The following is a 25,366-nucleotide window of genomic DNA, read 5'->3' as shown; positions in this document are numbered from 1 at the left end:
GAGGTAGGAAGGGGACACCCCACCCGCCGATGTGCCGGAGGCTGCCGTGAAGAAGATCATCAACGATCCGGCGAACGTGGTTGCCGAGTCGCTGCGGGGGCTCGCCGCCGCGCACGCCGACGTCCTTCGCGTCCAGTACGACCCGGATGTCGTAATCAGAGCCGACGCGCCGGTGGCGGGCAAGGTCGCCGTCATCTCCGGCGGTGGGTCCGGGCACGAGCCGCTGCACGGCGGCTTCGTCGGCCGGGGCATGCTGGCCGCCGCCGTGCCCGGTGCGGTGTTCACCTCGCCGACGCCCGACGCCGTCCAGGCCGCGGTCACCGCCACCACCGGCGAAGCGGGCGCCCTGCTCATCGTGAAGAACTACACCGGCGACGTGCTGAATTTCGAGACGGCCGCCGAGCTGGCCGCGGCCGAGGGCCTCGAGGTGCGCAGCGTCGTGATCGACGACGACGTCGCGGTCAAGGACTCGACGTACACCGCGGGCCGGCGCGGGGTCGGCGGGACCGTGTTGCTGGAGAAGATCACCGGCGCCGCCGCCGAGCGCGGCGACTCGCTCGACGCCGTGACCGCATTGGCACAGAAGGTGATCGGCCAGGTCCGGTCGATCGGCGTCGCGCTCACCGCACCGACCGTGCCGCACGCCGGCACCCCGAGCTTCGACCTGGCCGAGGACGAGATCGAGTTCGGCATCGGCATCCACGGCGAACCCGGCCGCGAGCGGATCCCGGCCGAGCCGGCCGACGCACTGGTGGCGCGGCTGGTCGAGGCGGTCGTCTCGGACCTGCCGTTCGCCTCGGGCGACCGCGTGCTGCTGTTCACCAACTCGATGGGCGGCACCCCGCTCGTCGAGCTCTACCTCGCCCACGGCATCGCCGAGCGGCTGCTGGCCGACCGGGGGATCGTGGTCGAGCGCCGGCTGGTCGGCCCGTACATCACCAGCCTCGAGATGCAGGGGATGAGCCTGACGTTGCTCAAACTGGACGACGAGCTGACCGAGCTGTGGGACGCCCCGGTCAACACCGCGGCGCTGCGGTGGGGGCTCTGATGGCCTGCACGGCCGACGGGGTCGCGGCGGCGGTGCGCGCCGCCGCGGCGGTGGTCGCCGAGCACCGCGTGGAGCTGATCGACCTCGACCGCGCGATCGGCGACGGCGACCACGGCGAGAACCTCAACCGCGGCTTCGCGGCCGTCGTGGCGGCGCTCGATTCCGCGGTGCCGGACACCCCGGGCGGGGTGCTGAAGCTCGTCGCGACGACGTTGATCTCCAAGGTCGGCGGGGCCGCGGGCCCGTTGTACGGCACGGCTTTCCTGCGCGCGTCGGCCAAGCTCGGGGCCGGTGCCACCCTCGACGTCCCGGCGCTGGTGGACGCGCTGCGCGCCGGCCTCGAAGGCGTCCAGGCCCGCGGCAAGGCCGTGGGCGGGGACGCGACCATGGTCGACGCCCTGATCCCGGCGGTGTCGGCGGCGGAAAAGGCGGCCGCGGACGGCGGGGACGCCGTCGCGGTGCTGACCGCGGCCGCCGACGCGGCTGACGCCGGCGCGGAGTCCACTGTGGACCTGGTGCCGCGGAAGGGCCGGGCGTCCTACCTCGGCGAGCGGGCCGTGGGGCACCTGGACCCCGGCGCCCGGTCGTCGGCGCTGCTGCTTCGGGCGTTCGCGGAGGCCGCCCGGTGAGCGTCGGAATCGTACTCGTGTCGCACAGCGCGAAGCTCGCCGAAGGACTGGCCGAGCTGGCCGCCCAGATGGCGCCGGACGTCACCATCGTGCCGGCGGGCGGCCTGGCCGACGGCTCGATCGGCACGGACTACGACGAGGTCGTCGCGGCCACCCAGCGCGCCGACCACGGCGACGGCGTCGTGCTGCTCTACGACCTCGGCAGCGCGCAGATGACCGCCGAGCTGGCGGTCGAGTCGCTGGCCGACCCCTCGGCCGCGATCGTCGCGGACGGCCCGCTGGTCGAGGGCGCGATCGCGGCGGCGGTCGCGGCGCAGGCCGGCCAGGACCGCAAGGCGGTGGCGGAGGCGGCCGCGACGGCCGGGATCCCCGAGGACCTGGCGCCGGCCGAGGCCACCGGCGACGGTGCCGAACTCGAGCTGGAGCTGCGCAACGAGGTCGGATTGCACGCCCGGCCGGCCGGCTTGCTGGTGCGCACGCTGAGCGCGTTCGACGCCGACGTCACCGTGCGGCTGGGCGAGCAGGAGGCCGACGGCCACAGCGTGCTGGGCCTCATGTCGCTCGGCGCGCGCCAGGGCGACCGGATCCTCGTGCGGGCGCGCGGGCCACAGGCCGCTGCCGCCCTGGAGAAGGTGAAGGAGCTGGTGGACGGCAATTTCGGCGAGTGAAGCGGCCGTCGCCGACCGGGTGACTTGCGCGGTACTGACTCGATTCCGTCTGGGCTTCCGGTGGTACCGCGTGGCACTATCGAGGCCAATTACCAGCGAGTAACATCTCTGGAGGCCTCGATGGCGCGGGAAATCTCGACGGTCGGTGTGGTCGGCCTGGGCACCATGGGCTCCGGAATCGCCGAAGTGCTCGCGCGCAGCGGGCTCGACGTCGTCACGGTCGAACTCGACGAGGCTGGCGTCGCCCGGGGTCGCGGTCACCTCGAGCACTCCACCGAGCGGGCGCTCTCCGGTGGCAAGCTGGACGCGGCCGGGCGAGCCGCGCTGCTGGGCCGGATCCGCTACGGCACGTCGCTGTCGGATCTGTCCGAAGTGGACCTGGTGGTCGAGGCGATCCCGGAGAGCCTGGCGGCGAAGGCCGACGTCTTCACCGAGCTGGACAAGATCACCCGGCCCGAGGTCGTCTTCGCGTCCAACACCTCGTCGCTGTCGATCACCGAGATCGGCGTGCACACCACGCGTCCCGGCAAGGTCGTCGGGATGCACTTCTTCAACCCGGCGCCGGTGCAGAAGCTCGTCGAGATCGTGAAGACGGTGGTGACCGAGCCGGACGTGGTCGCCGAAGTCGTCGAGTTCGCCGAGCGGCTGGGCAAGGTGCCGGTGGTGATCGGCGACCGGGCCGGGTTCATCGCCAACGCGCTGCTGTTCGGCTACCTCAACCACGCCGTGCGGATGTACGAGCAGCGTTACGCCACGCGCGAGGACCTCGACGCCGCGATGCGCTTCGGCTGCGGCTACCCGATGGGCCCGCTCGCGCTGCTCGACCTGATCGGGCTGGACACCGCGAACGAAATCCTCGACACGATGTACCACCAGTCCCGCAACCGCCTGCACGCGCCCGCGCCGCTGCTCAAGCAGATGATCACGGCGGGCCTGCTCGGCCGCAAGACCGGCCGGGGCTTCTACACCTACGACGGCCCGGACTCACCCAACGTGGTGCCCGCCGCGAGCGTGTCCACAGTGGAGGGTGTCCCGCCGCGGCCGGTGGCGCGGGTGGGCGTGGTCGGGACGGGCACGATGGCCACCGGCATCGCGGAGGTGTTCGCCAAGCGCGGCCTCGACGTCGTGCTGCGGGCGCGGAGCCTGGAGAAGGCGCAGGCGTCGGTGGCTCGCGTCAAGAAGTCGCTCGACAAGGCCGTGGTTCGCGGCAAGCTGTCCGAAGAGGACGGTGCTGCCGCCCTGGCCCGGATCACGCCGGTCACCGACTTCGAGGCGCTGGCCGACGTCGACCTGGTCATCGAGGCGGTGGCCGAGGAGCTGCCGGTGAAGCAGGCGGTGTTCGCGGCGCTCGACGAGGTGGTCCGCCCGGGCGCGGTCCTGGCGACGACGACGTCCTCGCTGCCGGTGATCGAGTGCGCGGCCTCGACGTCCCGGCCGTCCGATGTGGTCGGTCTGCACTTCTTCAACCCGGCCCCGGTGATGAAGCTGGTCGAGGTGGTCTCGACGATCGCGACGGCCCCGGACGTGGTGGCGACGGCGAGCGCGGTCTGCGCCACGGTGGGCAAGCACGCGGTGCACTGCGGCGACCGCGCGGGGTTCATCGTCAACGCGCTGTTGTTCCCGTACCTCAACGACGCGGTGAAGATGCTGGAGGCCCACTACGCGGGCGCGGACGACATCGACACGGCCATGAAGGTCGGCTGCGGCCTGCCGATGGGCCCGTTCGAGCTGCTGGACGTCGTCGGCCTGGACGTTTCCCTGGCCATCCAGCGGACGCTGTACAACGAGTTCCGCGAGGAGGGCTTCGCGCCGGCGCCGCTGCTGGAGCACCTCGTGACAGCCGGGCGGCTGGGCCGGAAGACAGGGAAAGGCTTCAAGGACTACTGATCAGCGCTCGGTCACCTCGCCGAGAACCGGTTTCACGTCCAGGACCGGCGTGCCGTCGATCGCTTCCAGGCCGGTGACCGTGAGCGTGCCACCCTCGACCGCCGTCACCGTGACCGTGTGGAGGCCGATCGGGTTCGGGCGATCCGGGGAGCGCGTCGAGAACACGCCCTGCCGCGGGCGGCCCGGGTCGCTGCGCGGGTGGACCGCCTGGACGTCGCGGTCCGCTGCGTGCAGCCAGGTCAGCAGCACCAGGCGATCTCCCGGGCGGAGGTCGGCCGCCGCGGGGTGGAACTGCGGGTCGAACACCACGCGGGCCGGTGGTGCGCCCTCGTCGCCCTGCTTCGGGGCGGTCGCGAGGTCGGTCAGGGGCGACTCCACCCGGGCCACCGGCCGCACGTGGTAGCCCGTCACTTGTAGTAGCCCTCGACCGGTACGCGTGCCTCGTCGAACAGCGCCGGACCCGCCAGCTCGGGGCCGCCCCAGGTGAGCGGCGGGCGCAGCGTGAGGAACTGGTCCGTCGACAGCGCGTAGACGACCCGGCCGAGCCCGGACCGCTCGATCGCGCCGGTGCACATGCCGCACGGCTGGGTGCTGGTGAACATGGTCGTGGCCGCCGCGGTTTCCGGGTCCAGGTGCTGCGCCGCCCAGCGGGCCAGTTTCAGCTCCGGGTGGGCCGTGATGTCGTTGTCCGTCAACGAGGTGTTGCGGTCCTCGGCCAGGATGGTGCCGTCGGCGTCGGCCAGCAGGGAGCCGAACGGCGGATTGCCGTGCTCCTCGCGCGCCTCACGGGCCAGCTCGATCGCCCGCCGCAGCAGGGCTTCTTCGGTGTCCTTCACCGGTTCTCCTTCCAGGATGCGGCCACCGCCGCGAGGTCCCGCCACGCCACCTCCGGGTGGAGGGTCTCGGCGGGGTCCGAGTCGAACGGGTCGAGCACGACGGTGTCCGCGCCCAGGGTTTGCAGCTGCGCCAGGTCGTCGAGGACCTGCTCGAGCGTGCCTTCGCCGGCCCGCCGGTCCGGCCCGGTCACCGCGGTTTCGGTCACCCGCAGCAGGATCCGGGGCGCGAACGCGGGCACCGGCCGGTCGCCGGCCAGCTTTTCCAGGCGGGCCAAGCCTTCCCGGAACCCGGCCGGCGTCAGCCGCAGCGGGTGCCACGCGTCGCCGAGCTCCACCGCGCGGCGCAGCCCGGCGTCGCTGTGCCCGCCGAGCCAGAGCGGGATCGGGCCCGCGCGGTAGTCGTCGTGCCCGGCCCATGCGGCCCGGATCGCCCGCAGGTGTTCGGTGGTGAGCTTCCCGCGCTGCTCGAACGGCACGCCCAGCGCCTCGAACTCCTGCTTCGCCCAGCCGATCCCGGCGCCGAGCACGAGCCGGCCGCCGCTGAGCGCGTCGAGGTTCGCCGCCATCCGCGCCACCAGCAGGGGATGCCGGTACGGCACCACCAGCACCGTGGTGCCCAGCCGCACCCGCTGCGTCACCCCGGCCAGCCAGGACAACGTCGTGAACGGTTCGTAGAACGGCGCCGGGTACTGCCCGGCGACGTCGGGCGTGATGGCGACGTGGTCGGACACCATCAGCAGGTCGAAGCCGAGCCCCTCGACCGTCTGCGCCCAGGCGCGCAGCACACCCGGATCCGTGCCGGGCCCGAAGTTGGGGACGTTCACGCCGATCTTCACGCCGCAAAGGCTATCGACGTCCGGCCCGGATCCGGAAGGGAACGATCACGGCGTTCGGCCGCTCCGGCCGTGGATCCCACGGTATCTTCGGCCCATGACCGAGAGTCTCGATCCGACGGACTGGGCCATCCTGGCCGAGCTCCAGGCCGACGCCCGGTTGCCCCTCACCGAGCTGGGCCGCCGCGTGAACCTCAGCGCGTCCGCGGCGACCGAGCGGCTCCGGCGGCTCGAAGCGGCTGGCGTGATCACCGGCTACCGCGCGGAGATCGACCTCGCCGAGGTCGGCTACCCGGTGCTCGCCGTGGTCCGGCTCAAGTACCCGGGCAGCCGGCACGAGCCGTTGCACAAGCTGCTCCGCGAGCGCTCGGAGATCCTCGAGTGCCTGCGCACCACCGGCGACGACTGCTACACGCTCAAGATCGCCGCCGCGTCGATGGCCCACCTCGAGCGGACGGTGGACGAGCTGTGCCAGTTCGGCAGCACGACGACGAACCTCGTCTACCGCCAGACCTTGCCCTACCGCGGCCCCCGGGAGCCCGCCCGTGACCTCGATTCCTGACCGCGTCCTCGTCTACGGCGTGACCGGTTCGGGCAAGTCGACGCTCGCGGCCCGGATCGCCGAGCGGACCGGCCTGCCCTACCACCCGGTGGACGACCTCACCTGGGAGCCGGGCTGGGTCCCGGTCCCCGACGACGAGCAGCGCCGCCGGCTCGCCGAGGTCTGCGCGGGCGAACGCTGGGTCATCGACTCCGCCTACTCGAAGTGGATGGAATTCGCCCTTGCCCGCACGCAGCTCGTCGTCGGCCTCGACTACCCGCGCTGGCTCTCGCTGGGCCGCCTGCTGCGCCGGACGGCCGTGCGCTCCCTGACCCGCGAACGGATCTGCAACGGCAACGTCGAATCGTTCCGCCAGATGTTCTCCGCGGACTCGATCATCCGCTGGCACTTCACCTCGTTCGCCCGCAAGCGCCGGCGCATCCGGACCTGGGCGGCGGACCCGGACGGCCCCGCCGTCGTCCGGATGACGTCCCCGCGCGAGACGCGCCGCTGGCTCGAGACGCTCTGACGTCAGGCACCCGGCGGCAGCAGCGGGCCGCCGCTCCAGTGCTGGAACACCAGGTTGGTGTGGACGCGGGCGACCTCGTCGCGGGCGGTCAGCTCGTCGAGCACCAGGCGTTGCAGCTCGGCCGCCGAGCTGGTCGCGACGTGCGCGAGGAAGTCGTCCGGCCCGGTCAGGTGGTAGACCGCGCGCACCTCCGGCAGCGACAGCAGGTGCTCGACGAACGGGTCGACCAGCGGCCGCCGGTGCGGGCGGACCTGGACGAACAGGAACGCCTCCAGCGGACGCCCCAGCTTGGCCGCATCGACCGACGCGTGTTGGCCGGTGATGACGCCGGTGTCCCGCAGCCGTGCGACGCGGTCCAGGCACGTCGACGGCGCGATGCCGACCGCGGCCGCCAGGTCCTTGTTCGTGATCCGGGCATCGTTCTGCAGCAGCCGCAGAATTTCGAGATCGACCGGACTCAGTTCGACGGAAGCGGACATCGCCGAATGATATCCGAGACGGTTGCCCTTGGTCCGGGGAAAGCTCGACCATGCTGGCATGACCTCCTCGCTGCGCACGCGAGCCGTCCACGCCGGCCGTGACGACCTCACGGACCTCGGCGTGCACGCCGCTCCGCTCGACCTGTCCACGACCTACCCGTCCCGGGACAGCGCCGCCGAAGCCGCCCGGATCGACGCCTTCGCCGCCGGCGCCGAGCTCGACGGCCCGCCGATCTACGGCCGGGTCGGCAACCCGACCGTCGAACGGTTCGAGCGGGCACTCGCCGAACTCGAGGGCTTCGAGCACGGCGTCGCGTTCGCCAGCGGCATGGCCGCCGTCTCGGCCTGCCTGCTTTCCGCGGTGGCGCAGGGGAAACGGCACGTCGTCGCGGTCCGGCCGCTGTACGGCTGCAGCGACCACCTGCTCGAGTCGGGCCTGCTCGGCACCGAGGTGACGTGGGCCGCGCCGGACGCCGTCACCGCGGCGCTGCGGCCGGACACCGGGCTGGTGTTCGTCGAGACGCCGGCGAACCCGACGCTGGCCGAGGCCGACATCGCCGCGCTGGCCCGTGCCTGCGGTGAGGTGCCGCTCCTGGTGGACAACACGTTCGCCACCCCGGTCCTGCAGCGCCCCGGCCACCACGGCGCCCGGATCGTCCTGCACAGCGCGACGAAGTTCCTCGGCGGCCACGGCGACGTGATGGGCGGGATCGTCGCGTGCGGCGCCGAAGAAGCCGCGCGCCTGCGCCAGATCCGCTTCGCCACCGGCGGCGTGCTGCACCCGCTCGCCGGATACCTGTTGCTGCGCGGGCTTTCGACGCTTCCGCTGCGCGTCAACGCCGCCTCCGCGACGGCGGCGACGCTCGCCTCACGCCTCGGCGAGCACCCGGCCGTGACCGCCGTCCACTACCCGCGGATCGGCGGACCGCTGGTGGCGTTCGAGGTCGACGGCGACCCGCACGCCCTGATCGGCGCGGTCCGGCTGATCACCCCGGCCGTCAGCCTCGGCAGCGTCGACACGCTGATCCAGCACCCGGGTTCGATCAGCCACCGGATCGTCGACGAGGGCGACCGCCACGACGCCGGCGTCTCCGACCAGCTGATCCGGCTTTCGGCCGGGCTCGAGGACGTCGAGGACCTGTGGGCCGACCTGGAGCAGGCGCTGAAGGCCCTTTAGCCGCAGCAGCCGCCACCACAGCAGCCACCGCCGCCGCCGGACGGGGCCGCGGGACCGCTCGCGGCCCCGGTCAGCGCGACGGTGGTGAGCAGCTTGACGGTGTCGCCGTGCCCCTCCGGGCAGGTGGCCGGCGCGCCGGATTCGCTCATCGGGCGCAGGAGTTCGAACGTCTCGGTGCACTCGCGGCAGCGGTAGGCGTAGGTCGGCATGGGCGTGATTATCGCCGGACGCGCCCGCGGTGGCCATCCCCGGGCCTCGCCGATCAGTGGGAAGCTGGGCGCGTGCAGCCGCCTCCGCTCGCCGACGTCCCGCACCTCGGCCAGGTCGTCCCGTCCCTGCTCGCCGCGCTCGGCGTGCCCGGCTGCGCGAACACGCTGACGTTGCCGGAGGCGCGCAGTGCCGGCGTCCTGCTCGTCGACGGGCTCGGCTGGGAGCTGCTCGCCGAGCACGCCGCGGACGCCCCGGTGCTGGCCGAGCTGGCGCGCGAGCCGCTGCGCGTCGGCTTCCCGTCGACGACGGCCGCCGGCGTCGCGGCCATCGGCACCGGGCTCGCGTCGGGCGAGCACGGCATGGTCGGCTACACCTTCGAGATACCGGGCACCGGCGTGCTCAACGCGTTGCGCTGGTGCAGTCACGAGGACGGCAGCGACCTGCGCGGCGCGCTCCCGCCCCGCGAGGTGCAGCCCCTGCCGACGACGTTCGAGCGGGCCGCCGCGGCCGGGATCGACGCCGCGGTGGTGTCTTCGGCCAAGTTCCGCGACACGGCCCTGACCCTGGCCACCCAGAGCGGGGCGCAGTACGCCGGGGTGCACGCGCTGGGCGACCTCGCCGCGCGGACGTTGTCGGTGCTCGGCGGGCGGGCGTTCTGCTACGCCTACCACAGCGAACTCGACCTGCTCGGCCACGTCCACGGCCCCGGTTCGGCCGCCTGGCGGATGCAGCTGCGGCAGGTCGACCGGCTGGTCGAGTCCCTTGTGGACGGTCTGCCGCCCGGCGCGCTGCTGGCGGTGGTGGCCGACCACGGGATGGTGGCCGTCGACGACAAGCTCGACCTCGAAGACGAGCCCGGCCTGCTGTCCGGCGTCCGGACGTTCGGGGGCGAGGTGCGGGCCCGGCACGTCTACACCGAACCGGGTGCGGCCGCGGACGTCCTCGCGGCCTGGCGGGCGGTGCTGGGCGAGCGGGCCTGGGTGCGCTCGCGGGAGGAGGCCGTGGCCGAGGGCTGGTTCGGGCACACGGTCAGCGACCGGGTGCTGCCGCGCATCGGGGACGTCGTCGCCGCGGCCCGCGGCCGGTTCGGGATGGTGCGCGGGCTCGCGGAAGCCGTCGAGACGTCGCTGATCGGGCAGCACGGCTCGCTGACCACCGCCGAACAGCTCGTGCCGCTGGCGCTCGCCCAGGGCTGACCCGCGTTCCTCGAACGTGCCCCGGCGGGAACTTTCGCCGTTCCGGTGCCGACCTGTCCACTGCGTACCGGACTGACGGGAGTGGGCGGAATGAGCGTGCTGGACGGGATCGGGGTCGTCGGGGCGGGCGGCGAAGGACGGGCCGTGGCGGCTTACCTCGCCGCGCGGGAGCTGCCCGTGCACCTGTACACGCGGGATCCCCGGGCCGTGGGGGAGGTCGCGCGCCGTCGCGAGATCGTCGCGCACGGGGTGCTCGACGGGCGGTTCCCGGTCCGGGAGGTGACCGCGGACCCGGCCGGGCTGGCCGCGCGGGCCGTCGTCCTGGTCGCCACCGTGACCACGGCCTATCCGGAGGTCGCCGCCCGGCTCGCGCCGCACCTGCGTCCGGGGCAGGTCGTGGTGCTGTTCTCCGGCAAGCTTTGCGGGAGTGTCGAGTTCGCCCACGCGCTCGCCGCCGCGGGGGCACCGGACGTCGACGTCGTGGAGACCGACGCCCTGTTCGCCGCGCGGCCGTCCGGGACCGGCGGGGTCACCGTGCTGGGCGTCAAGGGCTGGAACCTGATCTCCGGCTGCACCGAGGCCGCCGTCGGCCGGCACGCGGGGCTGCTGCGCGAGTGGTTCCCGATGCTGGAGGTCGCGCGCAACCCGGTGGAGCGGGGCCTGCACGACTTCGGGGCGGTCGCGCACGTGCCGATCGCGCTGGCCAACCTGGGCACGATCGACCGGGCGGAGGAACTGCTCTTCTACGTCGAAGGCGTTTCGCCGCGCACGGTCGCGTTGCTGGAGCGCACGGAGGCCGAGTTCGCCGCCGTCGCGCACGCCTACGGCGCGCGGCTGCTGCCCATGACGGAGGTGCTCGACCGGTACTACGGCTGCCCGGCCACGACGTTGCTCGACGCGTTGCGGACGGTGGAGCCGTACCGGACGATCGCCGCGCCGACCAGCCTCGACCACCGGTTCCTGACCGAGGACATCCGGTCCACGCTGGTGCCGCTGCAGGCACTGGCGCGGTGCGCGGGCGTCGCGACGCCGATGGTGGACGCGGCGATCACGATCATGTCGGTGCTCGGCGGCGAGGACTTCCGCCGGACGGGCCGGACCCTCCGCCGGCTCGGGTGGGACGGCCTCGGCCACGACGCGATCCTGGGGCGGCTGCGGTCCGGGGAGCGGGTGGCGGACCGGGCGGCCTGAGGCATCACACGTGATCGGAGGGGTATCACGCGTGATTGGGGGGGTCGGCACGCGTGCCTGGGGGGACGGTTCGCGTACTTGGAGGGTCGGTTCGCGTGCCTGGGGGGTCGGTTCGTGTGCGTGGAGGGTCGGCTTGGGGGGGCGGTTACGGTTTGGGGGTGCCACGACGCAACCGTCCCGGCCGCCGCTCGGACGGTGGGCCGCCGCCCGATCGGGAGCTCGGTGCCGCCACCGGGTGGGCCCGGGCCGAGGCCGGCGCCGACGGGGACTGGCTCGTGCGGACGGTCCCCGGCAGCCAGGCCACCAAGGTCTACCGCTGCCCCGGCTGCGACCACGAGATCCGGCCGGGGACACCGCACCTCGTCGTGTGGCCGGCCGACGAGACCGGCTCGGTCGCCGACCGTCGCCACTGGCACCGGGCCTGCTGGGAAGCCCGCGCCCGGCGGCGGCCGTCGCGCCGCTGGTGAGCCCGGCGTGGCTCGCCGGGATGGGCATCGGGCGTGTTGGGGGAGCACGCGGCCGTCGCGCCGCTGGTGAGCTTGGCCTGGCTCGCCGGCATTGGCATCGGGCGCGTTGGGGAGCACGCGCCCGGTGGCGGGCGATCCCTCCGGGCCGGTGCACGCGGTCCGGGCCCCCGGGCGCCGGTGGCGCCGGCCGCACCCTGCTCGGCCTCGCCTCGGCCGACCCCTCCGGGCCGGTGCACGCGGTCGGGTGCCCTGGCCGGCCTCTCCGGCGGGGTCGTATCCGGGAGGTGGTTCGCTCTGGAGTTGTCAAACAACCGCCCGGTCAGCGCCGGTAGTGTCTCGACATCGCGCCGTCGTACTGCTCCTCCGTGTACTCCGTGAAGCCCAGGCGCTCCGCCACCCTCAGGGATGGCTTGTTCGCGATGCTCACGCTCGCCAGCACCGGTACCGACGGCAGCTCCCGGGCACACCACGCCAAGACCGCCTGCCCGGCCTCGACCGCGTACCCCTTTCCCCACGCCGACGGGCGGAAGCGGTAGCCGAGGTTGAGGACCTTCTCGCCGTGGAACTCCCTCAGCCGCACTCCGCACATGCCGATCACCTCGGTGCCGCCGCGTTCCAGGACCGCGGGGTAGCCGAAGCCGTGCTCGGACCAGTGGGCCAGCCACTCCGAGAACATCGCCGACGCGCGTGGGACGTCGGGCGGGTCCGGGTGGAAGCGGTTGGTGCGCGGGTCCGTGTGGATGTCGACCATCGCCTGCCGATCCGCCTCGTGGAGCGGACGCAGCAGCAGCCGGCCGGTTTCGATGTCGGTGAACACATCGGCGAAGCTAGCGAGGGGGTCCGACAAAATGACGCGCATGACCGAACTGCCGCTGGTCCTCCTCCACGCCTTCCCGCTGGATTCCCGCATGTGGAACGCGGTGCGCGAGCCCCTCGCTTCACACCTTCGGGTGATCACCCCGGACCAGCGCGGGCTCGGCCGCTCGCCGCTGCCGGAGACCGATCGCGAACCGAGCCTCGAAGACGCCGCCCGCGATGTCGTCGCCCTGCTCGACCGGCTGGACCTGGACCGCGTCGTGCTCGGCGGCTGCTCGATGGGCGGCTACCTGGCCATGGCCGTGCTGCGGCTCGCGCCGGAGCGGGTCGGCGGGCTCGTGCTCATCGACACCAAGGCCACGCCCGACACGCCTGAGGCCGCGCAGACCCGGCTGGACGTCGTGACCCGCGTCGAAAATGAAGGAACCAAACCCTGGCTGGCCGAAGCCACCCTGCCCACCCTGCTGGCGGAATCGACGCGGGAACACCGCCCCGAGCTCGTCGAGACCGTCCGGGAGATCATCGAAAGCCAGCCGCCCGCCGGGATCTCGTGGACGGCGCTGGCGCTGCGGACCCGGCCGGACTCGCTGGACCTGCTGCGGGACTCGGAGCTCCCCGCGCTGGTCATCGTCGGCGAAGCGGACCCGATCACCCCGGTCGCGGCGGCGAGCGCGATGGCCGAGGTCATGGACGGCGCCACGCTCGTCGTGCTCCCGGAGGCCGGGCACCTGACCCCGCTCGAAGACCCCGCGGGCGTGGTCGAGGCGATCCTGTCCTGGTACCCGGCGACTCACGAGAAGTAGGCGTCGAGCGCCGAACGGGCCTCGGGCAGCCGGTGCGGGAACCGCATCGCGATGACGAACCGCCACACGACGGCGTAGAGGGCCCGCAGTTCCGTATAGGCGCGAAGCGCGTCTTCGGCGACGGAGGCCGGGTAGGCGTCGAGGTACTCCGGGCCACCTTGCGTGGTGAGGATGCCCAGGTCCCAGGCGAGCGGTCCGCGCCAGGTGTCCTCGAAGTCCAGCCAGCACGGGCCGGCGGGAGTGGCGATCAGGTTGCCGGGGTGCGCGTCGCCGTGCAGCGGCTGCGCGGCGGCGTCCGGCAACGCGGCCTCGACGCGCGAGAGCTCGGCGCCCAGCCGGGGGTCGAGGTCGTGCCGGCCGAGGATGCGCTCCAGATCGTCGAGCGGGCCGCGGCGGGGCAGCTCGCCCGGGTACTCGCGCAGGGCCGCGTGCACCTCGGCGAGCGACCGGGCGACGACTTCCGGGGCGTACCGGTGGTCCGGGTCGTGCGGGGTGTGGTGCCAGAGAGTGACCGGCAGTTCGTCGGCGAAATGGGGTCCGGCCGGGGGATCCGTGCTGGGTGAGACGACGCGCACACCACGTTCGGTGAGGAACCGCGACACGGCCACATCCCGCTCCTGCCAGGCCGGCCCGGACCGCGCCAGGCGGGTGGTGGCGGGCACCCTGGCCACCAGCGGACCCAGTCTCACCAGCACGTTCGACCGCTCGTGGAGCAGTTCGGGTTCGCGGTCGGGCAGGCCAAGCCGGGCGGTCACGGCCCGGGCCGCGCGCACCGCCGCGCGGGTGTAGTCATCGGCCACGCCCCGATCTTGCCAGCCGGTGCGCGCGACTGTCGGTAGCGAGGGCTACGATCCCCCTAAGCCGCCGGAACGGGCCCTCCCGGACCCCGGTGGCGCGACGATGACCACCACAAGGTTTCAGTGTTGGAGGCAGGAGTGACGGCCGTAGCCCCCAAGCCGATCGCGACGCGCCCGTATCCCGCGCGCGAGTCGGTCAAGGGTTCGTACCTGCTGCGGTTGTTCCGCACGACGGACCACAAGCAGATCGGGATCATGTACCTGGTCACGTCGTTCGCCTTCTTCATGGCGGGCGGCGCGATGGCCATGCTGATCCGCACCGAGCTGGCGCGGCCCGGGCAGCAGTTCCTCTCGCAGGAGCAGTACAACCAGCTGTTCACCATGCACGGCACGATCATGCTGCTGCTGTACGCGACCCCGATCCTCTTCGGCTTCGCGAACTTCGTGCTCCCGCTGCAGATCGGCTCGCCGGACGTCGCGTTCCCGCGGCTGAACGCGTTCTCGTACTGGCTGTACCTCTTCGGCGGCCTGATCGTGATCTCGGGCTTCCTGACCCCGGGTGGCGCCGCCGACTTCGGCTGGTTCGCCTACACCCCGCTGTCGGACGCGATCCACTCGCCGGGCGTCGGCGCGGACCTGTGGATCTCCGGCCTGGTCGTGTCCGGTCTGGGCACCATCCTCGGCGCGGTCAACATGATCACCACGGTGGTCTGCCTCCGCGCGCCGGGCATGACGATGTACCGGATGCCGATCTTCACCTGGAACATCCTGGTGACGTCGATCCTGATCCTGCTCGCCTTCCCGATCCTGACCGCGGCCCTGATGGGCCTGCTGGCGGACCGGCACCTCGGGGCACACGTCTTCGACCCCGAAAACGGCGGCGTGATCCTCTGGCAACACCTGTTCTGGTTCTTCGGCCATCCCGAGGTCTACATCGTCGCGCTACCGTTCTTCGGGATCGTGTCGGAGATCTTCCCGGTGTTCAGCCGGAAACCGCTGTTCGGCTACAAGAGCCTGGTCTGGGCGACGCTGGCCATCGCGGCGCTGTCGGTCGCGGTGTGGGCGCACCACATGTACGCCACCGGCGCCGTGCTGCTGCCGTTCTTCTCCTTCATGACGTTCCTGATCGCCGTCCCGACCGGCATCAAGTTCTTCAACTGGATCGGCACGATGTGGAAGGGCCAGCTGTCCTTCGAGACGCCGATGATCTTCTCGATGGGCTTCATCGTCACGTTCCTCTTCGGCGGCCTGACCGGCATCCTGCTGGCCGCGCCGGCGATCGACTTCCACGTGTCGGACAGCTACTTCGTCGTCGCGCACTTCCACTACGTGCTCTACGGCACGATCGTGTTCGCCACCTTCGCCGGCATCTACTTCTGGTTCCCGAAGATCACCGGCCGGATGATGGACGAGAAGCTCGGCAAGTGGCACTTCTGGACCACGTTCATCGGCTTCCACGGCACGTTCCTCGTCCAGCACTGGCTGGGTGCCGAGGGCATGCCGCGCCGGTACGCGGACTACCTCACCAGTGACGGCTTCACGACGCTGAACACGATCTCCACGATCGGCGCGTACATCCTCGGTGCCTCGACGCTGCCGTTCATCTGGAACGTCTTCAAGAGCTACCGGTACGGCGAGATCGTCACGGTGGACGACCCGTGGGGCTACGGCAACTCGCTCGAGTGGGCGACGTCCTGCCCGCCGCCGCGGCACAACTTCACCGAGCTGCCCCGGATCCGCTCCGAGCGGCCCGCGTTCGAGCTGCACTACCCGCACATGATCGAACGCATCCACAAGGAAGGCGAGATCGGCTTCTTCGGGAAGCAGAAGGTCAACAGCCACGCGGCGCCGTCGCAGCTGCTCACCGAAGCGGTGATCCCCGGAGACCACTCCCAGGACAACGCGAGCGAGCAAGGCGACAAGTAACACCCCGATCGAGTGAGCGCGTGCCCGGCTTATGTGAAGCCGGGCACGCGCTCTACTTATGTTCGACCCCGGACCGGCAGACTGACCGTGCAGCGTTGCCGAACGAGGGATGACGAGAGTGACCCAGACCCCCGTCCTGATCACGACGACCGGCCCCGACAAGCCGGGTGTCTCGTCCGTGCTGTTCGCCGTGCTGACCCGGCACGACGTCGACGTGCTCGACGTCGAACAGGTCGTCATCCGCGGGCAGCTGGTGCTCGGGGTGCTCGCCGGGGTCTACCGCGACCCGGAGGGTCTGCAGGAGACGGTCGAGCAGGCGATGGCCTCCGTCGGCATGCAGGTCGACGTCAAGATCGGCACGGCGATCGGGGACGACCCGTTCGCGCTCGGCCGGCGTGACTCGACCCACGTCCTGGTGGTGCTGGGCCGCCCGGTGACCGCGCGCGGCTTCTCGGAGGTCGCGCGCCGGCTGGCGTCGCTCGGCGCCAACATCGACGCGATCCGCAGCGTCGCCGACTACCCCGTCACCGGCCTCGAGCTGTACGTCTCGGTCGACCGGGACACACCCGAGGCCGACGCCGCCCTGCGCTCGGTGCTGGCCGACGCCGCCGTCGAGGCGGGCGTCGACATCGCCGTCGAGCGGGCGGGCATCACGCGCCGGGCGAAGCGGCTCGTCGTGTTCGACGTGGACTCGACCCTGATCCAGGGCGAGGTCATCGAGATGCTGGGCGCGCACGCCGGTGTCGAGCCGGAGATCCGCGAGATCACCGAAGCGGCCATGCGCGGCGAACTGAACTTCACCGAGTCGCTGGAACGGCGGGTTTCGCTGCTGGCCGGGCTGCCGGCGACGGCGATCGACGAGGTCGCCGCGTCGATCGAGCTGACCCCGGGGGCGCGCACGACGATCCGGACGCTCAAGCGGATGGGCTTCCGGACCGGGGTGGTCTCCGGCGGGTTCACGCAGGTCATCGACGGTCTGGTGGCGGAACTCGGGCTCGACTTCGCGGTGGCGAACGAGCTGGAGATCGAGGACGGCAAGCTCACCGGGAAGGTCATCGGCGACGTCGTCGACCGCGCAGGCAAGGCGAAGGTGCTTCGCCGCTACGCCGCCGAGTACGACATCCCGCTCGAGCAGTGCGTGGCGGTCGGGGACGGCGCCAACGACATCGACATGCTCTCGGCCGCGGGCATGGGTGTCGCGTTCAACGCGAAGCCCGCGCTGCGGGAGGTGGCCGACACCGCGCTGTCGCACCCGTACCTCGACGCCGTGCTGTTCGTGCTCGGCCTCACCCGCGGCGAGGTCGAAGCGGCCGACGCCGCCGACGGGCTCGAGCTGATGCGTCCGTGAGCAGCGTTCTCGACCCCCTGGGTGCCCGCTACGCCTTCTGGCTGGGGCTCCCGGCCGAAGACACCTCGGACACCTCCGACGAGCTCCCGGAGGAAGTCCGGGCGATGCCGGTCATCCTCCGCATCGAGCGGGCCGAGCCACCGGAGCGGACCCCGCTGCTGGAGGCGGCCGCCACGGCCGCGCTGGCGGTCTGCCTCGACGAGCGTTCCCGGCCCGGTGGCGAGTGGGCCGAGCCGGTGCACGCGTGGCTGGACAACCGGATCCGGAAGGTCGCGCGGCGGGCGCGGGGCGCGCACTGGGCGGCCGTCCAGGACCTGCCGGGCATCACCGTCGAGGTCGACGGCGCCGAGGCGCGGGCCCTCGTGCCGGGCCTGGTCACCGAGACGCCCAAGGACGTCGCCCGGCTGCAGATCTCGGGCAGCGAGCTGCCGCCCGACGAGCCGGGCCCGATCCCGGGCGGGGTGCCGCTGCTGCTGCTCAACCCGCACGTGCCGATGACGGTCGGCAAGGCCGCCGCGCAGGTCGGCCACGCCACGATGATCCTGGCCGCGCTGCTGGACGACGGGCAGCGGGCGGCCTGGGCGGCGGACGGGTTCCGGGTCGCGGTCCGCACGGCCGGCCCGGTGCAGTGGAAGGAACTGCACCCCGGGGACGACCCGGAGGGCGCGTGGCGGCGCGACCGGGTGATCGCCGTGCGGGACGCCGGGTTCACCGAGGTCGACCCGGGCACGATCACCGTTCTTGCCCAGTGGGAGCCGGAACAACCGGCTTCCTGACCCGGTTGGAGCGGGCATGGCACTGGAAGTGGAACGCACCGGCGAGCACGCGTTCGTCGGGCGCAACGAGCGGGGCGCGGAGGTGCGGCTGGGCCGCAAGGGCGCCGAAGGGGCGTTCTCGCCCGCGGAGCTGCTGCAGATCGCGGCGGCGGGCTGCAGCGCGGTGACGGCGGAAGAGCTGATCACCCGGCGCGTCGGCGAAGAAGCGAGGTTCCGCGTGAACGTCACCGCGGACCGGCGTGAAGGCGCTTCGGAGCTGGACGCCGTGCACGTCGCTTTCGACGTCGATGTGTCGGCTTTGACGGGGGATCAGCGGGACGCGCTCGCCGGTGCTGTGGACCGCGCGATCGAGCGGCTGTGCACGGTGAGCCGCACGCTCAAGAAGGGGATTCCGGTGACGGAGGAGTTCCCGGCGTAGGGTCCGGCGCGACGGGGATCAGCGTGTCCCACTCCTCGGCCAGCTTGGTGCGCTCCTCCTGAGCGAGGAACGGCACCATGGCGCCGCACGATCGGCAGATGCGGGCGTGTTTCGCCACGAAGGCCGGCCTCGGCTCCAGGAATCCGGGACGCTTGAAGCGCACGAGAAGCCAGCGCAAGGGGTCGAGATCGGCGAGCGGGCTCAGGCTCTCCTCGCCGCAGACCGGGCAGCGCACGTCAGTTCTGGCCGGATTCCCAGACGACGTAGGCCTGGTCGGCGTCGGTCGTCATGGCCTCGATGAACTTCTCGTTGTCGAAGCCCGGCAGGGCCTGCAGGCGCTCGATGAGGGCGTCGGCCGCCGGGTCGCCGCTGGGGACCGCGGTGCCCTTGCCGTCGGTGCCGACGAGCATGAAGAACACGTCTTCGTTCCAGGGGCCGTCAGGGATCACCCTGACCATCACCGAGGACAGCTCGGTCCACGTGACGGCCTCTTCGCTGCCGTCCGCGAGCCGCCGCCGCACTCCGGTGTCGTCGACGCTGACGGTCCGGGACTGGGCGCTGGACGAATCCTGGGTCAACCGGTGCTCCCTTGTTGCTTCGGTGGCTTCACCGTACCGGGCGCGGCTGTGGACCGCGTCACGCGGGCGCGGCTGCGTCCAGCCGGCGCAGCGCTTCCCGCACCACCTTCGGGTCCATCGTCGGCCAGAACGGCGGCAGGGACGCACGCAGGAAGCCGCCGTAGCGGGCGTTCGCCAGCCGCGAATCCAGCACCGCCACCACCCCGCGGTCGCTGACCGCGCGGTGCAGCCGCCCGGTGCCCTGCGCCAGCAGCAAAGCCGCGTGCGTGGCCGCCACCGTGAGGAACCCGTTGCCGCCGCGGGCTTCCACCGCGCGCTGGCGCGCCGAGGACACCGGGTCGTCCGGGCGGGGGAACGGGATCCGGTCGACCACCACCAGCTGCAGCGACGGCCCCGGTACGTCCACGCCCTGCCACAGGCTCAGCGTGCCGAACAGGCACGTGCGGACGTCCTCGGAGAACTTCTGGACCAGCAGCGACGTCGCGTCGTCGCCCTGGCAGAGGATCGGGAAGTCCAGCCGCTCGCGCATCTCCTCGGTTGCCTGCTTGGCCGCCCGCATCGAGGAGAACAGCCCGAGCGTGCGGCCGCCCGCGGCCTCGATCAGCTCGGCCAGTTCGTCCATTGTGGACGACGTGAGGCCGTCGCGGCCCGGCGGCGGCAGGTGCTTGGCCAGGTACAGGATGCCGTTGCGCCGGTGGTCGAACGGCGAGCCGACGTCGAGCCCGGTCCACTTCGGGCCGGATTCGTCCGACGGCGCTTCCTTCTCCGTCGCGGCGCCCGGTGCCTGCTCCACCCGAGCCGCGCCGGGCGGGAGGCCCCACTGGCGCGCCATCGTGTCGAACGTGCCGCCCAGGGTCAGCGTCGCCGACGTCAGGATCGTCGTGTGCTGGTTGAACACGCGCTCGCGCAGCAGGCCGGCGACACCCAGCGGCGCCACCTTCAGCGCCGGCGGCCGCGGGTTCGAGGAGTACTTGTCGCCCGACAGCCAGACGACGTCACGCTGGTGGGCCTGGTCCTCGTCGAACGCCTCCAGCAGCCGGACCGCGGTGTCGTGCACCTCGTCGAGCAGCGACCGCGCCAGCTTGCGCGCGGTGGCCCCCTCGACGTCCTCCTTGCGGTCGGAACCCAGCGCCGTGATGCACCGGTGCGCGGCGTCGCGGACCGCCGGGATCGCGCCCTTCAGCGGCCGGGGCAGCTCGTCCATCCGGCCCGCCGGCAGGTCGTCGACGATCAGGGCCAGCCCGTCACCCGCTTCCAGCAGGCCGTCGGCGACGTCGGCGTCGATCAGCTTGCCGCAGCGGCGCGCGGCCGCCGCGCACATCGCGCTGGTCAGCTCGCCGGTGGCGACCGAGGTGACCCGGTCCACCAGGTCGTGGGCCTCGTCGATGATCACCACGTCGTGGTCCGGCAGGACCTGGTAGCCCTGCAGCGCGTCGATCGCCAGCAGCGCGTGGTTGGTGACGATGACGTCGGCGCGGCCGGCTTCCGCGCGGGCCTTCTCGGCGAAGCAGTCAGTGCCGATCGGACAGCGCGAAGCGCCGAGACATTCCTTCGCCGTCACCGAAACCTGACGCCACGCCTGGTCGGTGACGCCGGGGACGAGCTCGTCGCGGTCGCCGGTTTCGGTGTCCGACGCCCACTCCCGCAGCCGCGTGACCTCCTTGCCCAGCCGGGACACCGCGAACGGGTCGAACAGCTGCGCGTCCTCCGGCTCGTCCGGCGCGCCGGAATCCAGCCGGTGCAGGCACATGTAGTTGCGGCGGCCCTTGAGGATCGCGAAGGTCGGTTCGCGGCCCAGCGGCTTCTTCAGCGCCTTCGCCAGCCGCGGCAGGTCGCGGTCGACGAGCTGGCGCTGCAGCGCGATCGTCGCCGTGGAAACGACGACCGTGGCTTCCTTCTCGACCGCGTGGCGGATCGCGGGCACGAGGTAGGCCAGTGACTTGCCGGTGCCGGTGCCGGCCTGCACGGCCAGGTGCTCGCCGGTGCGGATGGCGCGGCCGACGGCGTCGGCCATCTGCACCTGCCCTGGACGTTCGGCACCGCCCACGGACTCCACCGCGTGGGTGAGGAGTTCGAGGACGCCGGGGAAATCGGTTCGGGCGGGCACAGCGACACACATTAGCCGCCACCACCGACAGAGACCGGTGCTCCGTCGCGAACGGGCCACTCGCGTCGCGCGGAACCCGGCTCGTGAGTGTTTAGGAGGGTTCTAACCCTCCTAAACACTCACGAGGACTTGCGCCGTGCGGGAGCCTCAGTCCTGGTTGCGGCCGGAAACCAGCTTCCAGGTCAGCGGCAGCAGGCCGGCGGCCACGACGATCTTGATCGCGTCGCCGACCAGGAACGGCGTGACGCCCTTGGCGAACGCCGTCGACAGGTCGAACCCGGTCGACGCCATCAGCCACGGCACGCCGAACGCGTAGATCACCAGGTTGCCGAGCACCATGGTGCCCGCGGTGCGCACCGGCGTCCGGTCGCCGCCGCGGCCGGCCAGCGCGCCGACCAGGGCACCGGCGAAGACGAAGCCGACGATGTAACCGGCGCTCGCGCCGGACAGGCCCGCGGTGCCGTGCTGGAACCACGGCACGCCCACCGCGCCGACCAGCAGGTACACCAGCATCGACGCGGCACCGCGCGACATGCCGAGCGACGCGCCGACCAGCAGCGCGGCGAACGTCTGGCCGGTCATCGGCACCGGGCTGCCCGGCACCGGGATCGTCAGCTGCGCGGCGGCGCCGGTGAGCACGGCACCGCCGGCGACCAGCGCGATGTCCCGCACGAGCGAACCGGGCACGAGGTCGGCCAGCACGGGCCGCTTGCCGGCGAAGGACAGCGAAGACACGAAACCTCCCGAGGGGAACAGGCGACGCCCGAGGTTAACGCTCGTTACCGTCGCGCGGACCCGCCGAGTTGCGTTCCTCACCGGCCACTCGTCCGGGTGGACCCGATCAGGGCGGGCGGCGGACCGGCCGATGACGAAGGGGGCGACTGCGAACCGTCACCGAACCGAGGAGGCCGGAGCATGCGAACCGCCAGGAAGAGGACATTTCGGTTGCTGGCCGTGACGACGCTGGCCGTGCCGGTCCTGGGTGCCGCGGCCCCCGTGTCGTCCACCGGATGGGCGGCTTCCGGCTCGGTGGACGTGACGATCGACAACGAGCATATCGTCACCGGCGACCTGGCGAAATGCACGGTCGACGGCCCGTACCAGGGCTGGACGCAGGGCGGTGCCACGGGCGACGTCGCCGTGTTCGGCGCCGGTGACAGCGGGTGCGGGCGGTCGGGGGACGTCTCGGTCGCGCAGGCGTCCGGACGCCGCTTCCGGGCGACCGTCCTGCAGCGCTACGGCGGTCCGGAGATCACCGTGCGCACCTACTCCGTGAAGTGCGCGACGACGGCGACCGGCAGCCTCGGCGAGGTGGCGGTCGGCGCGGTCGAGGGCGTCACCGTGCCCGGGCAGATCCCGCCGAAACACCGGATCGTCATCCCCGGCGGCGCCGCGGGCACCGCGCTGGCCACGGTGACCCTCAACGAGACCGTGACGCCCCAGCCGCCGGACGGCAGCCTGGTGACGCACGCGGTGCACATCAGGCTGTTCCCGCAGGGCGGCCCCGCGAGCGGGGACATCTACCTGGGCACGGCCGCCTGCGACCCCTTCGGCAAGAAGTAGCCCAACCGCGAAGCCGCGGCGACGAACTCGCCCGCCCGCGTGGCCAGGTCCGGCAGGCTGCCGCCGGAGGAGAGCGCGTCGCCCAGCAACGGCGTCGCCGCGGCGACCGCGATCGCGCCCGCGCGCAGGTAGCCCTCGACGTCGGCCAGGTGGACGCCGCCGGTCGGCACGAGCGGGACGTCCGGCAGCGGAGCCCGCACCGCGCGCAGGTACGCCACCCCGCCGACGGCCGCGACCGGGAACACCTTCACCGCGGCCGCGCCGAGCCGCCACGCCTGGTCGATCTCCGTCGGCGTCAGCGCGCCGCAGATCACCGGGGTGTCCAGGGCCGCGGCGCGCTCCAGCACCGCCGGGTTGACCGTCGGCGTGATCAGGTACGCGGCCCCGGCGTCCACCGCGATGTCCACATCGGACGGTTCGCGGACGCTGCCCGCGCCGATCAGCGCGTCTTCGCCGAGCGCCAGGCGCAGCGCGGTGATGGCCGCGGGGGCGCCCGGCGTCGTCAGCGTCGCTTCGAGCAGGCGGACGCCCGCCGCGTGCAGCACCATCGCCGCGTCGGCGAACCGGGAAGCGTCCGAAGCACGCAGGATCGCGACGAGCCGGTGTTCCGCCAGCGCGGCCTGGACGTCCTTCACGCGGCAGGGCCGACGGCGGCGGTGCCGGTGTAGGTGACGCCCGCCTCGTCGAAGTCCTTCAGCGTCGCGTCGACCGTCGGCTGCGAGCCGCCGACGGTCAGGTCCAGCAGCACCCGCACGCCGAAGCCGGCCTTCTTCGCGTCGAGCGCCGTCGCGCGGACGCAGAAGTCCGTCGCGATGCCGACGACGTCGACGTCGGTGACGTCGTGCTCGCGCAGCCACGCCTCCAGCGACTTCCCGTCGCGGGCCGCGCCTTCGAAGCCGGAGTACGCGGCGCTGTACTCGCCCTTGGAGAACACCTCGCCGATCGGGACGACGTCGAGCGCGGCGTGGAACGACGCGCCCGCGGTGCCGGCGACGCAGTGCACCGGCCAGCTGTCCTTGAAGTCCGGCGTCTCGCTGAAGTGGTCACCCGGGTCGATGTGGTTGTCCCGGGTCGCCACGACGTGGCTGTACCCGCCTTCCGCGGCCTGCTGGGAGATGCCGGCGGCCGCCGCGGCCCCGCCCGGCAGGCCGAGCGAACCCCCCTCGCAGAAGTCGTTCTGCACGTCCACCACGATCAGCGCGGTACCCATGGTTCGTACTCCCTCTCAAAGAAACAGCGTGGGGATGGCCGGCTCGCCGTGCGAGAGCTTGAGGCCCTCCCACGGCAGGCTGACCAGGCCGCGGCGCAGCCGCTGCCTCGCGTCGTCGAGCGTAGGCAGGTCCGGCTCCGGGCGGCCAGCGCGCACCAGCGGGATCTGCAGCGGCCGGTCGTTCGCCTCGGGTCCGGGCGCGTTGCCGGAGGTCGTCCAGACGACCTCCTCGACCGCCGTGCCGGTGCCGCGGTGGCGCCGCAGCGCGGACTTGCGGCCGCCGCGGGACTCCTTGTGCGCGCTGCGCTTGGCGACCGGCTTGCCGTCCACCTCGACCAGCTTGTAGACCATGCCGGCGGTCGGCGCGCCGGACCCGGTGACCACCGAGGTGCCGACGCCGTACGCGTCCACCGGCTCCGCGCGCAGCGCCGCGATGGCGTGTTCGTCGAGGTCGCCGGACACCACGATCCGGGTGTCCTTGGCGCCGAGGGAGTCCAGCTGCTCGCGGGCGCGGCGGGCGAGCGGGCCGACGTCGCCGGAGTCGATCCGGATCGCGCCGAGCTCGGGCCCGGCGACGCGGACGGCGGTCTCGATGCCCGCGGTGATGTCGTAGGTGTCGACCAGCAGCGTCGTGTCCGCGCCCATCTTGTCCACCTGGGCGCGGAAGGCCGCTTCCTCGCTGTCGTGCAGCAGCATGAAGGCGTGCGCGACGGTGCCGCGGGTCGGGATGCCGTAGCGGCGCCCGGCTTCGAGGTTGGACGTCGTCGCGAAGCCGGCCAGGTAGGCGGCGCGCGCGGCCGCGACGGCGGCGTACTCGTGCGTGCGGCGGCCACCCATCTCGATGATCGGCCGGCCGTGCGCGGCACCCGACATCCGGGCCGCCGCCGACGCGATGGCGCTGTCGTGGTTCAGGATCGAGAGGATCAGCGTCTCCAGCAGCACGCACTCGGCGAACGAGCCGGTGACGGTGAGGATCGGCGAGCCGGGGAAGTACAGCTCGCCCTCGGCGTAGCCGTCGATGTCGCCCGAGAACTCGTAGTCCGCCAGCCAGGCGAGCGTCGCGTCGTCGACGACCGCGGTCGCCTCCAGCTGCGCGAGCTCCGCGTCGGTGAAGCGGAAGTCCGCGACCGCGTCGAGTACCCGGGCGGTGCCCGCGACGACGCCGTAGCGGCGCCCGTCCGGCAGCCGCCGGGCGAAAACTTCGAACACGCAGGGCCGCGCGTGCGTCCCGTCGGCGAGCGCGCTGCCCAGCATGGTCAGCTCGTAGTGGTCGGTGAGCAGCGCAGTGCTGGCCGTGACCGGCTCCGGTGAACCCATGGGGTCAGCCTATTCA

General features: G+C 72.5%; 29 protein-coding genes. 16 read left to right on the top strand and 13 right to left on the bottom strand.

Going from position 1 to position 25,366, the window contains the following annotated elements:
• The first annotated feature begins 46 nt into the window (after nt 1-46).
• The 4 genes from dhaK to ABZW17_RS20545 all read left to right on the top strand — a co-directional run bounded on the left by dhaK (nt 47) and on the right by ABZW17_RS20545 (nt 4,232).
• The gene (dhaK, locus tag ABZW17_RS20560; RefSeq protein ID WP_354816135.1) at nt 47-1,048 is read left to right on the top strand and encodes a dihydroxyacetone kinase subunit DhaK; all 1,002 of its coding nucleotides are present in this window, start codon (nt 47-49) and stop codon (nt 1,046-1,048) included.
• The gene (gene dhaL, locus ABZW17_RS20555) at nt 1,048-1,677 is read left to right on the top strand and encodes a dihydroxyacetone kinase subunit DhaL (protein ID WP_354816132.1); all 630 of its coding nucleotides are present in this window, start codon (nt 1,048-1,050) and stop codon (nt 1,675-1,677) included. Before dhaK ends, dhaL begins: the two co-directional genes overlap by 1 nt.
• Nucleotides 1,674-2,345, top strand: coding sequence for a dihydroxyacetone kinase phosphoryl donor subunit DhaM (gene dhaM / locus ABZW17_RS20550; protein ID WP_354816129.1), 672 nt, complete (start codon nt 1,674-1,676; stop codon nt 2,343-2,345). The genes dhaL and dhaM overlap by 4 nt, the downstream gene beginning before the upstream one ends.
• A 120-nt stretch (nt 2,346-2,465) precedes the next feature.
• Nucleotides 2,466-4,232 (top strand): 3-hydroxybutyryl-CoA dehydrogenase, encoded by a 1,767-nt coding sequence (locus ABZW17_RS20545; protein WP_354816126.1) that lies wholly within the window; start codon nt 2,466-2,468, stop codon nt 4,230-4,232.
• Here the strand turns inward: ABZW17_RS20545 and tsaA are convergent, their stop codons facing one another.
• The 3 genes from tsaA to ABZW17_RS20530 are packed head-to-tail and all read right to left on the bottom strand — an operon-like array spanning nt 4,233 to nt 5,904.
• Nucleotides 4,233-4,643 carry a tRNA (N6-threonylcarbamoyladenosine(37)-N6)-methyltransferase TrmO gene (tsaA, locus tag ABZW17_RS20540; RefSeq protein WP_354816123.1) on the bottom strand — a complete coding sequence of 137 codons (411 nt, stop codon included), beginning with the start codon at nt 4,641-4,643 and terminating at the stop codon, nt 4,233-4,235. It abuts the gene before it with no gap.
• Nucleotides 4,640-5,068: a nucleoside deaminase gene (locus tag ABZW17_RS20535; protein ID WP_354816120.1), complete on the bottom strand. Its 429-nt coding sequence runs from the start codon at nt 5,066-5,068 to the stop codon at nt 4,640-4,642. Before ABZW17_RS20535 ends, tsaA begins: the two co-directional genes overlap by 4 nt.
• Entirely contained in the window at nt 5,065-5,904 is an 840-nt protein-coding gene (locus tag ABZW17_RS20530; RefSeq protein ID WP_354816117.1) for an LLM class flavin-dependent oxidoreductase, read from the bottom strand. The genes ABZW17_RS20535 and ABZW17_RS20530 overlap by 4 nt, the downstream gene beginning before the upstream one ends.
• Nucleotides 5,905-5,998: 94 nt before the next feature.
• Between ABZW17_RS20530 and ABZW17_RS20525 the strand changes: the two genes are divergently transcribed.
• Together ABZW17_RS20525 and ABZW17_RS20520 are read left to right on the top strand one after the other, a co-directional pair.
• The gene (locus ABZW17_RS20525) at nt 5,999-6,463 is read left to right on the top strand and encodes an Lrp/AsnC family transcriptional regulator (protein ID WP_354816114.1); all 465 of its coding nucleotides are present in this window, start codon (nt 5,999-6,001) and stop codon (nt 6,461-6,463) included.
• Nucleotides 6,447-6,971 (top strand): adenylate kinase, encoded by a 525-nt coding sequence (locus tag ABZW17_RS20520; protein ID WP_354816111.1) that lies wholly within the window; start codon nt 6,447-6,449, stop codon nt 6,969-6,971. Before ABZW17_RS20525 ends, ABZW17_RS20520 begins: the two co-directional genes overlap by 17 nt.
• Nucleotides 6,972-6,973: 2 nt before the next feature.
• Here ABZW17_RS20520 and ABZW17_RS20515 read toward each other — a convergent pair whose 3' ends face one another.
• Nucleotides 6,974-7,450, bottom strand: a complete 477-nt coding sequence (locus tag ABZW17_RS20515) for an Lrp/AsnC family transcriptional regulator (protein ID WP_354816108.1) — start codon at nt 7,448-7,450, stop codon at nt 6,974-6,976.
• A gap of 58 nt (nt 7,451-7,508) precedes the next feature.
• Here ABZW17_RS20515 and ABZW17_RS20510 point away from each other — a divergent pair, with 58 nt between their 5' ends.
• Entirely contained in the window at nt 7,509-8,627 is a 1,119-nt protein-coding gene (locus ABZW17_RS20510; protein ID WP_354816105.1) for a PLP-dependent transferase, read from the top strand.
• Here the strand turns inward: ABZW17_RS20510 and ABZW17_RS20505 are convergent.
• On the bottom strand, nt 8,624-8,836 hold the full coding sequence (locus ABZW17_RS20505) for a zinc ribbon domain-containing protein (protein WP_354816102.1): 213 nt from the start codon (nt 8,834-8,836) through the stop codon (nt 8,624-8,626). The genes ABZW17_RS20510 and ABZW17_RS20505 overlap by 4 nt on opposite strands.
• A 72-nt stretch (nt 8,837-8,908) precedes the next feature.
• On the opposite strand from ABZW17_RS20505, the gene ABZW17_RS20500 reads away from it, so the two are divergent.
• From ABZW17_RS20500 to ABZW17_RS20490, 3 genes are all read left to right on the top strand, one after another.
• On the top strand, nt 8,909-10,033 hold the full coding sequence (locus ABZW17_RS20500; RefSeq protein ID WP_354816099.1) for a nucleotide pyrophosphatase/phosphodiesterase family protein: 1,125 nt from the start codon (nt 8,909-8,911) through the stop codon (nt 10,031-10,033).
• A 90-nt stretch (nt 10,034-10,123) separates the two neighbouring features.
• The gene (locus ABZW17_RS20495; RefSeq protein WP_354816096.1) at nt 10,124-11,224 is read left to right on the top strand and encodes an NAD/NADP octopine/nopaline dehydrogenase family protein; all 1,101 of its coding nucleotides are present in this window, start codon (nt 10,124-10,126) and stop codon (nt 11,222-11,224) included.
• A gap of 158 nt (nt 11,225-11,382) precedes the next feature.
• A complete protein-coding gene (locus ABZW17_RS20490; RefSeq protein WP_354816093.1) occupies nt 11,383-11,691 on the top strand; it encodes a hypothetical protein in 309 nt (102 codons plus the stop codon).
• Nucleotides 11,692-12,010: 319 nt separating this feature from the next.
• Here ABZW17_RS20490 and ABZW17_RS20485 read toward each other — a convergent pair whose 3' ends face one another.
• The gene (locus ABZW17_RS20485) at nt 12,011-12,550 is read right to left on the bottom strand and encodes a GNAT family N-acetyltransferase (RefSeq protein ID WP_354816091.1); all 540 of its coding nucleotides are present in this window, start codon (nt 12,548-12,550) and stop codon (nt 12,011-12,013) included.
• Here ABZW17_RS20485 and ABZW17_RS20480 point away from each other — a divergent pair.
• Nucleotides 12,549-13,310 (top strand): alpha/beta hydrolase, encoded by a 762-nt coding sequence (locus tag ABZW17_RS20480; protein WP_354816089.1) that lies wholly within the window; start codon nt 12,549-12,551, stop codon nt 13,308-13,310. The genes ABZW17_RS20485 and ABZW17_RS20480 overlap by 2 nt on opposite strands.
• On the opposite strand, the gene ABZW17_RS20475 is transcribed toward ABZW17_RS20480, so the two are convergent.
• Nucleotides 13,298-14,110, bottom strand: a complete 813-nt coding sequence (locus tag ABZW17_RS20475; RefSeq protein WP_354816086.1) for a phosphotransferase — start codon at nt 14,108-14,110, stop codon at nt 13,298-13,300. The genes ABZW17_RS20480 and ABZW17_RS20475 overlap by 13 nt on opposite strands.
• A 135-nt stretch (nt 14,111-14,245) precedes the next feature.
• Here ABZW17_RS20475 and ctaD point away from each other — a divergent pair, with 135 nt between their 5' ends.
• From ctaD to ABZW17_RS20455, 4 genes are all read left to right on the top strand, one after another.
• Nucleotides 14,246-16,033, top strand: a complete 1,788-nt coding sequence (gene ctaD / locus ABZW17_RS20470) for a cytochrome c oxidase subunit I (RefSeq protein WP_354816083.1) — start codon at nt 14,246-14,248, stop codon at nt 16,031-16,033.
• 118 nt (nt 16,034-16,151) lie between these two features.
• Nucleotides 16,152-17,381, top strand: coding sequence for a phosphoserine phosphatase SerB (gene serB, locus ABZW17_RS20465; RefSeq protein ID WP_354816080.1), 1,230 nt, complete (start codon nt 16,152-16,154; stop codon nt 17,379-17,381).
• Nucleotides 17,378-18,157 (top strand): peptidyl-tRNA hydrolase, encoded by a 780-nt coding sequence (locus ABZW17_RS20460; protein WP_354816077.1) that lies wholly within the window; start codon nt 17,378-17,380, stop codon nt 18,155-18,157. The genes serB and ABZW17_RS20460 overlap by 4 nt, the downstream gene beginning before the upstream one ends.
• 16 nt (nt 18,158-18,173) lie before the next feature.
• Nucleotides 18,174-18,575 (top strand): OsmC family protein, encoded by a 402-nt coding sequence (locus ABZW17_RS20455; RefSeq protein WP_354816074.1) that lies wholly within the window; start codon nt 18,174-18,176, stop codon nt 18,573-18,575.
• Between the two features lie 236 nt (nt 18,576-18,811).
• Here the strand turns inward: ABZW17_RS20455 and ABZW17_RS20450 are convergent, their stop codons facing one another.
• From ABZW17_RS20450 to ABZW17_RS20440, 3 genes are all read right to left on the bottom strand, one after another.
• Nucleotides 18,812-19,153 carry a hypothetical protein gene (locus ABZW17_RS20450; RefSeq protein WP_354816071.1) on the bottom strand — a complete coding sequence of 114 codons (342 nt, stop codon included), beginning with the start codon at nt 19,151-19,153 and terminating at the stop codon, nt 18,812-18,814.
• Between the two features lie 58 nt (nt 19,154-19,211).
• Complete coding sequence (locus tag ABZW17_RS20445; RefSeq protein WP_354816068.1) at nt 19,212-21,260, bottom strand: ATP-dependent DNA helicase; 2,049 nt, start codon at nt 21,258-21,260, stop codon at nt 19,212-19,214.
• Between the two features lie 147 nt (nt 21,261-21,407).
• The gene (locus tag ABZW17_RS20440; RefSeq protein ID WP_354816065.1) at nt 21,408-21,995 is read right to left on the bottom strand and encodes a biotin transporter BioY; all 588 of its coding nucleotides are present in this window, start codon (nt 21,993-21,995) and stop codon (nt 21,408-21,410) included.
• Nucleotides 21,996-22,205: 210 nt separating this feature from the next.
• Between ABZW17_RS20440 and ABZW17_RS20435 the strand changes: the two genes are divergently transcribed.
• Entirely contained in the window at nt 22,206-22,823 is a 618-nt protein-coding gene (locus tag ABZW17_RS20435; protein WP_354816310.1) for a hypothetical protein, read from the top strand.
• Here the strand turns inward: ABZW17_RS20435 and ABZW17_RS20430 are convergent.
• Genes ABZW17_RS20430 through ABZW17_RS20420 form a run of 3 tightly spaced genes read right to left on the bottom strand, consistent with a single transcriptional unit; the run spans nt 22,781 to nt 25,350 of the window.
• A complete protein-coding gene (locus ABZW17_RS20430) occupies nt 22,781-23,458 on the bottom strand; it encodes a bifunctional 4-hydroxy-2-oxoglutarate aldolase/2-dehydro-3-deoxy-phosphogluconate aldolase (protein WP_354816062.1) in 678 nt (225 codons plus the stop codon). The two genes, ABZW17_RS20435 and ABZW17_RS20430, sit on opposite strands and share 43 nt — an antisense overlap.
• Nucleotides 23,455-24,033, bottom strand: a complete 579-nt coding sequence (locus ABZW17_RS20425) for an isochorismatase family protein (RefSeq protein ID WP_354816059.1) — start codon at nt 24,031-24,033, stop codon at nt 23,455-23,457. The genes ABZW17_RS20430 and ABZW17_RS20425 overlap by 4 nt, the downstream gene beginning before the upstream one ends.
• 15 nt (nt 24,034-24,048) lie before the next feature.
• Nucleotides 24,049-25,350 (bottom strand): nicotinate phosphoribosyltransferase, encoded by a 1,302-nt coding sequence (locus tag ABZW17_RS20420; RefSeq protein ID WP_354816056.1) that lies wholly within the window; start codon nt 25,348-25,350, stop codon nt 24,049-24,051.
• Between the last annotated feature and the right edge of the window lie 16 nt (nt 25,351-25,366).

It is taken from the genome of Amycolatopsis sp. NPDC004625 (assembly GCF_040609695.1).
Taxonomy (GTDB): Bacteria; Actinomycetota; Actinomycetes; order Mycobacteriales; family Pseudonocardiaceae; genus Amycolatopsis.
The sequence above is the reverse complement of the archived record's forward strand: the minus strand, read 5'-3'. Positions and strand labels throughout refer to the sequence as shown.

Excerpts from the sequence above, each read along its gene's own strand:
- ABZW17_RS20545 (WP_354816126.1), top strand. The coding sequence starts at position 2,466 with ATGGCGCGGGAAATCTCGACGGTCGGTGTGGTCGGCCTGGGCACCATG.
- ABZW17_RS20480 (WP_354816089.1), top strand. The coding sequence starts at position 12,549 with ATGACCGAACTGCCGCTGGTCCTCCTCCACGCCTTCCCGCTGGATTCC.
- ABZW17_RS20515 (WP_354816108.1), bottom strand. The coding sequence starts at position 7,450 with ATGTCCGCTTCCGTCGAACTGAGTCCGGTCGATCTCGAAATTCTGCGG.
- ABZW17_RS20455 (WP_354816074.1), top strand. The coding sequence starts at position 18,174 with ATGGCACTGGAAGTGGAACGCACCGGCGAGCACGCGTTCGTCGGGCGC.
- ABZW17_RS20420 (WP_354816056.1), bottom strand. The coding sequence starts at position 25,350 with ATGGGTTCACCGGAGCCGGTCACGGCCAGCACTGCGCTGCTCACCGAC.
- dhaL (WP_354816132.1), top strand. The coding sequence starts at position 1,048 with ATGGCCTGCACGGCCGACGGGGTCGCGGCGGCGGTGCGCGCCGCCGCG.
- ABZW17_RS20510 (WP_354816105.1), top strand. The coding sequence starts at position 7,509 with ATGACCTCCTCGCTGCGCACGCGAGCCGTCCACGCCGGCCGTGACGAC.
- ABZW17_RS20425 (WP_354816059.1), bottom strand. The coding sequence starts at position 24,033 with ATGGGTACCGCGCTGATCGTGGTGGACGTGCAGAACGACTTCTGCGAG.
- ABZW17_RS20505 (WP_354816102.1), bottom strand. The coding sequence starts at position 8,836 with ATGCCGACCTACGCCTACCGCTGCCGCGAGTGCACCGAGACGTTCGAA.
- ABZW17_RS20485 (WP_354816091.1), bottom strand. The coding sequence starts at position 12,550 with ATGCGCGTCATTTTGTCGGACCCCCTCGCTAGCTTCGCCGATGTGTTC.
- ABZW17_RS20495 (WP_354816096.1), top strand. The coding sequence starts at position 10,124 with ATGAGCGTGCTGGACGGGATCGGGGTCGTCGGGGCGGGCGGCGAAGGA.
- ABZW17_RS20525 (WP_354816114.1), top strand. The coding sequence starts at position 5,999 with ATGACCGAGAGTCTCGATCCGACGGACTGGGCCATCCTGGCCGAGCTC.